The sequence below is a fragment of the Megasphaera massiliensis genome, assembly GCF_000455225.1.
GTDB lineage: Bacteria > Bacillota > Negativicutes > Veillonellales > Megasphaeraceae > Megasphaera > Megasphaera massiliensis.
Genome location: NZ_HF954532.1, coordinates 60,269 through 67,764 on the forward strand (window position 1 = coordinate 60,269; position 7,496 = coordinate 67,764).

At 46.9% G+C, this 7,496-nt stretch carries 8 protein-coding genes; 2 read left to right on the plus strand and 6 right to left on the minus strand.

Annotation, left to right across the window (positions count from 1 at the left end; translation table 11 throughout):
• Positions 1–119 precede the first annotated feature (119 nt).
• From TX77_RS00385 to TX77_RS00395, 3 genes are read right to left on the minus strand one after another with little or no spacing between them, the layout of a single operon-like run.
• Complete coding sequence (locus tag TX77_RS00385) at positions 120–1,112, minus strand: electron transfer flavoprotein subunit alpha/FixB family protein (RefSeq protein ID WP_044502848.1); 993 nt, start codon at positions 1,110–1,112, stop codon at positions 120–122.
• Between the two features lie 15 nt (positions 1,113–1,127).
• The gene (locus TX77_RS00390; RefSeq protein ID WP_044502849.1) at positions 1,128–1,919 is read right to left on the minus strand and encodes an electron transfer flavoprotein subunit beta/FixA family protein; all 792 of its coding nucleotides are present in this window, start codon (positions 1,917–1,919) and stop codon (positions 1,128–1,130) included.
• An 18-nt stretch (positions 1,920–1,937) separates the two neighbouring features.
• A complete protein-coding gene (locus TX77_RS00395) occupies positions 1,938–3,074 on the minus strand; it encodes an acyl-CoA dehydrogenase family protein (protein ID WP_044502850.1) in 1,137 nt (378 codons plus the stop codon).
• Between the two features lie 261 nt (positions 3,075–3,335).
• Here TX77_RS00395 and TX77_RS12860 point away from each other — a divergent pair, with 261 nt between their 5' ends.
• The gene (locus TX77_RS12860; protein ID WP_049917253.1) at positions 3,336–3,935 is read left to right on the plus strand and encodes a TetR/AcrR family transcriptional regulator; all 600 of its coding nucleotides are present in this window, start codon (positions 3,336–3,338) and stop codon (positions 3,933–3,935) included.
• A gap of 71 nt (positions 3,936–4,006) precedes the next feature.
• Here the strand turns inward: TX77_RS12860 and TX77_RS00405 are convergent, their stop codons facing one another.
• The 3 genes from TX77_RS00405 to TX77_RS00415 all read right to left on the minus strand — a co-directional run bounded on the left by TX77_RS00405 (position 4,007) and on the right by TX77_RS00415 (position 6,304).
• On the minus strand, positions 4,007–5,353 hold the full coding sequence (locus TX77_RS00405; protein WP_044502851.1) for an acetyl-CoA hydrolase/transferase family protein: 1,347 nt from the start codon (positions 5,351–5,353) through the stop codon (positions 4,007–4,009).
• Positions 5,354–5,533: 180 nt separating this feature from the next.
• Entirely contained in the window at positions 5,534–5,749 is a 216-nt protein-coding gene (gene tatA / locus TX77_RS00410; protein ID WP_044502852.1) for a twin-arginine translocase TatA/TatE family subunit, read from the minus strand.
• Between the two features lie 45 nt (positions 5,750–5,794).
• Positions 5,795–6,304, minus strand: coding sequence for a cyclophilin-like fold protein (locus TX77_RS00415; RefSeq protein WP_230197988.1), 510 nt, complete (start codon positions 6,302–6,304; stop codon positions 5,795–5,797).
• 234 nt (positions 6,305–6,538) lie between these two features.
• Here TX77_RS00415 and TX77_RS00420 point away from each other — a divergent pair, with 234 nt between their 5' ends.
• Positions 6,539–7,453, plus strand: a complete 915-nt coding sequence (locus tag TX77_RS00420; protein ID WP_044502854.1) for a DMT family transporter — start codon at positions 6,539–6,541, stop codon at positions 7,451–7,453.
• Positions 7,454–7,496 lie beyond the last annotated feature (43 nt).

A 7,496-nucleotide genomic window follows, 5' to 3' on the forward strand; every position in this document is an offset into this window, starting at 1 on the left:
CCTTATATAAATATAGCAATAATGCGGCTTGAAGATACTTTTATAGCTTCAAGCCGCATTATTGCTTTTAGGGGTGTATTTCGTTACAGCCCCGTTACTACTGTCTTAAAAGAAATTCTTTATGCCTCAAACTGTTCAATCAGTAGTTTTATCATTTTATCGGCATCTGAAACGGCACCCACATCGGAATAACGGAACATTTTTGCCTGAGGATCTTTATTTACAGAAACAATGAATTTCGCTTTATTGATTCCGCATACGTGATGGGTAGCACCGGAGACGCCAAAACCAATATATAAATCAGGCTTAACGCTGATACCGCTGGCGCCAATCATTCCACTTTCATCCTGCAGGAAACCATTATCCAAGAAGCTGCGCGTATATCCGATGGAAGCATTCAAGACTTTCGCTAAGCGTTGCAAATCTTGCCAAGCTTCTTCAGTCATGACGCCGCGGCCTGCGCAGACGACAATTTTAGCATCTTCCAGAGAATCGCCATTTTCTGCATTGGGTTCAAAGCTGACAAAAGTTTCCGTCGAGTTAATTTTACTCAGAATATCGGTATCAAGGGAAATAAGTTCAACATGTTCTTTGGCTGAAAGAGATTTATTGTCTAAAATCCCCGGGCGTACCGATGCCATTTGCGGTTTATGCGTAGGGGTAAGGATTTCACTTACGACTTTACCGCCAAAAGCAGGAACGCTCGTGCCCAACGTGCCATCGGCACCAATCGAAATATCGACGCCGTGAGCAGCAAGCCCTGTCTTCAGCTTGGCTGCAACGGTAGGGGCAATTTCGGCACCGCGTCCGGTCGCCCCAAAAAGGAAAATATCCGGTGCATATGTTTCTGCCGCCTTGACAATCACTTCACTGTAGTTCTGACAATTATAATCTTTCAGCCGTTCATCATCTGCCACGTAAATTTTATCCGCACCGGACTGCTTCAAAAGATCGATAACCGGGTTCAGGGAGTCCCCTGCAACAAGAGCGCAAATCTCTGCATGTTCTACTCCACGGGTTTCTTCTGCCGCCTTTGACAACAGTTCATAATAGACAGATGCCGGCCGATTATCCTTTACTTCGGCATAAATCCAGATTTTTACTTTCTCCATTTTACTTCCTCCGTCTTAATCCATATGCTGTCGAATTTGTTTTGCCAGTTCCTGAGCCGCTTCAGCCGCACTTCCGCCCAAGATTTTACCCGCTCTGGATAATTCAATCGTTTTCAGTTCCCCGGACTGCGTCGGAGACCCTGCCAATCCGATAAACCACTGGTCAAGATCAATATCATCAGCAGAATAAACGGTAATTTCTTTTTTCACAGCTCGTGAAATCCCGGCTGCCGTCGTATACCGCACCTTATTTACCGAACTTGTCACGGCAACAACACAAGGCATGGTTAAGTCATAGGTACCGATACCATCTTCAAATTGACGTTTTACCCGGACTGTATGGTCATCTAAAACGTGGAGGCCAATGACATTCATGGCATGAGCAATCCCCAGCCAGGTTCCGATCTGTGTGGGGACATGTCCTGTGGCCCCGTCCGGAGTGTCATTCCCGCACAAGACGAGATCGTATTGTCCGGAAGTTTTCAGAAGCTGGGCCAGCGTATAAGAAGTAGCCAGTGTATCGGCGCCGCCAACGCGTCGGTCGCTCAATAAATAGGCATGATCCGCTCCGAGAGCCAGGCATTCCCGCAGCTGTTCCGTCGCCGAAGGCGGGGCCATCGTAAAGACATCAACAGACCCACCGCGTTCGTTTTTCAACACCAACGCAGCTTCCAAGGCATGTAAATCAGCCTCATTCGTAACCGCTGGAATCCCTGCACGATTTAAGGTTTTCCGGACGGGATCCAAGGTAATCTGGTCATAATAAGCCGGATCCGGAACCGCTTTAATGCAAACTGCAATTTTCATCTTATTCTTAAATCCTCCTTATAACTGACTACTAATCAGGCCGGTCAATGTTTTCGTACTGCCGCAGACCATAGAGTACATTTTGGCATCACGGTAGAAACGTTCGATCCCCGTTTCTTTTACCAAGCCAAGGCCGCCGTAAAGACTCATGCATTCACTGCAAACATGTTCCATCAACCGTTCACCGTCATGCTTCAATGCAATCATGGAAAGATACATGTCTGTGCCGTTATTCATACCCACCAAAGCTCCATACAGAGAATTGCGATACGTATCAATAGCCTGCCATAATTTCCCGATATCAAATCGAATCGTTTCATGAGTATCCCAAAGAGCTTTTCCTCCCGACATACGCTGTTTCAGATAACCGACAGTCTGTTCAAAAACAGTTTCCATACCGCCCAGCATAGCCGCTGCATAACCACAATAACCTAAGAACATGTGGTAATTAAAAAGTTCCGTTCCTAATCCCAAATCATTTTCTTTCGGCACGCGAACGTCATTCAAATAAATCTGACCGGTGCGGGATCCGTTGAAGCCGACCTTGTTTTCAATATGACCGGGAACAAACCCAGCCGCATCTTTAGGCACTATAATATAGCGAATGTTGTCAGCAGACGGCACTTCATCGACAGGGCCGCAGGCAACGACAGCCAAATCCATGCTATCCGCATTCGTAGCAAATATTTTTCCGCCATTGATTACCCATTCGTCGCCATCCAGCTGAGCCTTCGTTTCAAAGCTTCCCAAATCATTGATACCGCCTGGTTCAGTTACCCAGCCTCCCAGAAGGTATTCCCCCCGTAAGGCCGGTTTTAGAAATTTTTCAACCTGTTGTTCATTAGCGAGTGAAGCCATAAAACCGGCGAAGACTTCACCTTGGAGCAAAGCGATGAAAGCCATGTTGCCACTGACCTTGCCTAATTCTTCGATGACAATCCCATAATTGACCCAGTCAACGCCGCTTCCCCCTTTTTCTTCGGGAATCGTATAACCGAGGAACCCGAGTTTCGTCAAAGCCAAGACCAGTTCTTTAGGACTTTTGTCTTCATCTTCCATTGCGGAGATAAAAGGCCGTACTTCTTTTTCCGCAAAAGTTTTCACGGCTTTTTCAATCAATCTCCGTTCCTCATTCATGTACCATTTCGACCACATAACAGTCCTCCTAAAAACATCAAAATAATTAGTTCGGAACGTGTTCCGTTTATGTTCCAATTATATGGCCTTATGAGTTCATTGTCAATCTTTTTTTCCTGATAGTTATACGATCCATAACAAAAACGCCATCAGCGGGCCTTGTTTATGCCCTTTGACGGCTAAAATTTCTTTTGCTATAATCGAACCGATACAAAAAGGATGTTTGAAGCATTCCCTGTTAGATTCCGGATAAAATAAAAGAAAGCGGGAAGTGTTGTAATGTCAGAAAAAAGAACAGAAAAATTAACCAAAACGAATAAAATCAAGAATACCAAGGAACTCGTTTTTGATATCGTCGTAAAAGATATTAAAGATTACGGCTACGATGAAGTTACAGTGCGCACAATCTGTGAAAAAGCAGAAATTTCTACGGGCATGTTTTACCGCCTCTTCGGTTCAAAAGAAGGTGTCTTAAATTACTATTATGAAAGAATGAAAATGCGATTTGATCAAGAGGTTCGGCCGAAATTAGAAGACCTTCCTGTAAAAGAGCAACTGCTTCGCTATCATGTATGGCTGTGCCAATTTACAGCTGACCTGGGGGCCGATTTCACAAAACATTTTATATCGCCCACAAATGATATTATGAATACTGAAATTTTTGCAAATCAGGTCCGTAAAATCACCGAATACTATTTAGAAAATGCAATTGCTGACGGATTTCAACTCTCCCCGGGACGAACTCCTTATATGGTGTCAAAAGATTTATGCGTCATTGCCAAGGGCTGTATGTTTGACTGGTCTGCTCAAGACGGTGATTACGACTTGCCTGATTTTATGTCAAAAATTTTAAATCGGACGTTAGAAACCCTTCTATAAAAAATCATTAAGATTCCACGAAAAAAGGCTCACACCGAGGTGTGAGCCTTTTGAGCTTAGTTAAACATTCATTACATGGTAACTTTACTGGTCTGTGTCCAGATACCCATTTTTTCAGCCTGTTTAATCAGGTCTTCACGGAAATCCGGATGAGCGACGTTAATCAGTGCTTCTGCACGTTCCCACGTCGATTTGCCTTTTAAGAGGGCCGTGCCGTATTCGGTAACGATGTAGTGGACAGCCGAGCGCGGCGTCGTGATGACCGTGCCCTGGGGCAGGGTCGGTTTAATCAAGGATTCGACGTGACCGTCTTTAAATTTACGCGTCGAATGGACGCAGATGAAGCTCTTGCCGCCTTCCGATGCGAAAGCGCCCTGTGCAAAGTCGAGCTGGCCGCCGGTACCGCTGATCTGCTGGTAGCCTGCCGTTTCAGCGTTGACCTGGCCATAGAGGTCGAGGTCGATGCAGCCGTTGATGGAGATAAATTTATCGATGCTGGCAACGACGCCGATGTTGTTGATGTAGCTTACCGGTGCGTTGAATACGATCTGGTTGTCATCGATGAAATCATAGAGGCGCTGTGTACCGCCGGCGAAAGCGTACATGATTTTACCCTTATCACGGTTCTTCTTGCCCGTAATCTTACCGGCTTCATAAAGGTCTACATAGGAGTCGACAAGCATTTCCGTATGACCGCTCAAATCTTTGACGTCCGATTCAGCCAGCTTCTTGCCAACAGCCGACGGAATGCCGCCGATGCCAAGCTGCAGCGTGCTGCCGTCTTCGATGAGGGGAATGATGTGGTCCGCGATCTTATCATCGAGTTCCGTTCCCGGACGATTCGGGATCTGCGGCATCTGGTGGTTCGAGCCTTCGACGACATAGTCGACGTCGCAGAGGTTCAGTTCCGTTTCATAGCCCAAAGCTTTCGGCATGTTCTGGTTGACTTCGAGGATAATCGTCTTAGCTGCGCGAATGAGGCCGCGAAGGTCAGCAGCCTGAGGCCCGATGTTGAAGTTCCCCCATTTATCCATGGGATGGACCTGGATGATCAATTTATCGATATGCTGCCAGTACTTCGGCAATTCGTTAAACAAGATCGGCAGGAACCAGCAGCGACCGTCTTTGCACATCTTACGTTCAAAGCCGTTCATATGGCCCGTAGCGAAGCGGATTTGATTGTTAGAGTCACTGTTTAAATATGCCGCATAAGGTTCATCTTTGACGATGGTCGAAGCGACGATTTCGACGCCGTGCAATTCTTTTGCCCGTTTACCGATTTCGATGTCGATATCATACGGAGCCGAGCAGCCGAGACCATAAGAAACGCGTTCGCCATCTCGTACGAGGGCCGCTGCCTGTTCAGCAGTAATCAGTTTCTTCTTATACTCTTCTGGAACTTGTGAAAGCTTGTACATTATAAAGTCTCCTCCTTCATGACTTTGCAATAGTAGTATGAGATAACCTTATATATAGTATAAGGCTTTCGGGCTTTAACTGCAATCATATTTTGTGAAAAATATTACAAGAGGCAGTCTTTTTATGCAATAGCCAAAAGAGTTCCTTGCGGAAAACGAAAAAGCATAGCTCACGAGGGGCTATGCTTTCCGGTCGGATTCTGTATCGTTCTTTTTTTCAGTCTTTTCTTCATCAACGGATTTGTCATCACTCGTTTCAGCCGAGTTGACGGCATCTTTAAATTCCCTCAGACTCTTTCCCAAAGCGCTGCCGATGGTCGGCAGTTTCCCCGGTCCGAAGACGATGAGGGCAATGACTAAAATGAGCAGTAATTCCGGAGCTCCTAAGCCAAACATATTCTTCCTCCTAAAAGAAATGCATGAATCTAAAAATAACGCACCTTACTCATTCATGAGGTACCCGGCAAATTCACCGTCCGTCTGCAGCAAATAATTCATACCGCCAATGACGCGCCCGACGGGGATCAAGGTAGCCACGGTATCTTCCGGCTGGCAGAAGATGACCAACTCCTGCGTCGTCGTATCAAAGGCAATATCGCCGATTTTAGGCGTCATGTCCGTTTTATCCGCATCGGACAAGACGACAGGCGGCATATCAGGCAGGACGATTCGTCCGTCTTTTCGCTGTAGCGGTACGACCAGCGGCTGCCGTTCGGCCAATTCCAAGGCCGCCGGCGTATCGTATAACCCCAGGACGGCATGACCGCCTTCAAAAGAAAGCCGCGTCTTAGCCGCATAAGGCCCGGCATCGCCAAAAATAAAAGAACTATTATGGGAAGACCCTTGCAGACTTGCCTGCAGGCAGTTCATATACCCCGTTAAAAAGAATAAAAAAACACCGACCGCCAATCCGAGTACAGCCAAACTCATTCGTTTTCTTGTCAGTCTCATCACACTCACTACCCTTCTAAAAAACTGTATGGCCATACAAAGACCATGTAACACTGTATCTGTGCGGCTGCCAAATCTACTGTCTCAAAACAGTCTTGCCGTCGCTCCTTTAACGTATCTCGAGGATACACCTTGGAGTCAACACGAAGTCAAGTTTTTTTATTTACTTTTTGCTAATATTATTATATTATAGTACTATTGTTTTTTCCATATTTTATGAAAGGGTTTATCAAAATGTATCAAACAGAAGCCAAGGGCACGATTTTTCTCCTAATCACAGCCCTCATATGGGGATCGGCCTTTGTCGCCCAAAGCATCGGCATGGACTATATCGGTCCCTTCACCTTCAGCGCCGCCCGTAACGTCATCGCCATCATCGTCCTCATGCCGGTCATCCTCTTATTTACCGATAAAAGAGATGACGGGACGTATCCGCCCATATGGCAGCAGCTCAAGCCCGATGCCATCACCCTCACCGGCGGCGCCTGGTGCGGCCTCACCTTAGGCATCGCCGATACCCTGCAGCAGGTCGGCATCACCATGACGACGGCCGGAAAAGCCGGATTCATTACCGCCATCTACATCGTCCTGGTCCCCCTCATGGGATTTTTCATCGGACGCAAGGTTCCGCGAATCATCGTCTTCTGCGTCATCCTGGCCATGACCGGATTCTATTTTCTCTGCATCAACGGCGATTTTGAAATTGCCTTCGGCGACCTTCTGGTCTTCTTCTGCGCCATCTTCTTTGCCCTGCACATCTTGGTCATCGATCATTTTCTCTTAAAAAAAGCCCACAGCATCAAAATGTCCTGGGTCCAGTTCGCCATTGCCTTCCTCTTTTCAGCAACCTTGACCATCCTCTTTGAAAGTCCGACGGCCTCAATGCTCTGGGATGCCAAATGGCCGATTTTATACGCCGGCGGCCTCTCAAGCGGCGTCGCCTACACCCTTCAAATCGTCGGCCAGAAATACACCGAACCGACGACGGCAACCCTCATCTTGAGTTTAGAAGCCGTCTTCGCCGTCCTAGCCGGCTGGCTCATCTTAGGCGAAGTCATGACCGGAAAAGAAATTGTCGGCTGCGTCCTCGTCTTTGTAGCCGTCATCTTGGCCCAAATTCCATTGCCCGCTCGTTTATTCGGCAAGTAAGCACTATAAATTCTTCAAAATACGACAAGACCGTCAGACTGTC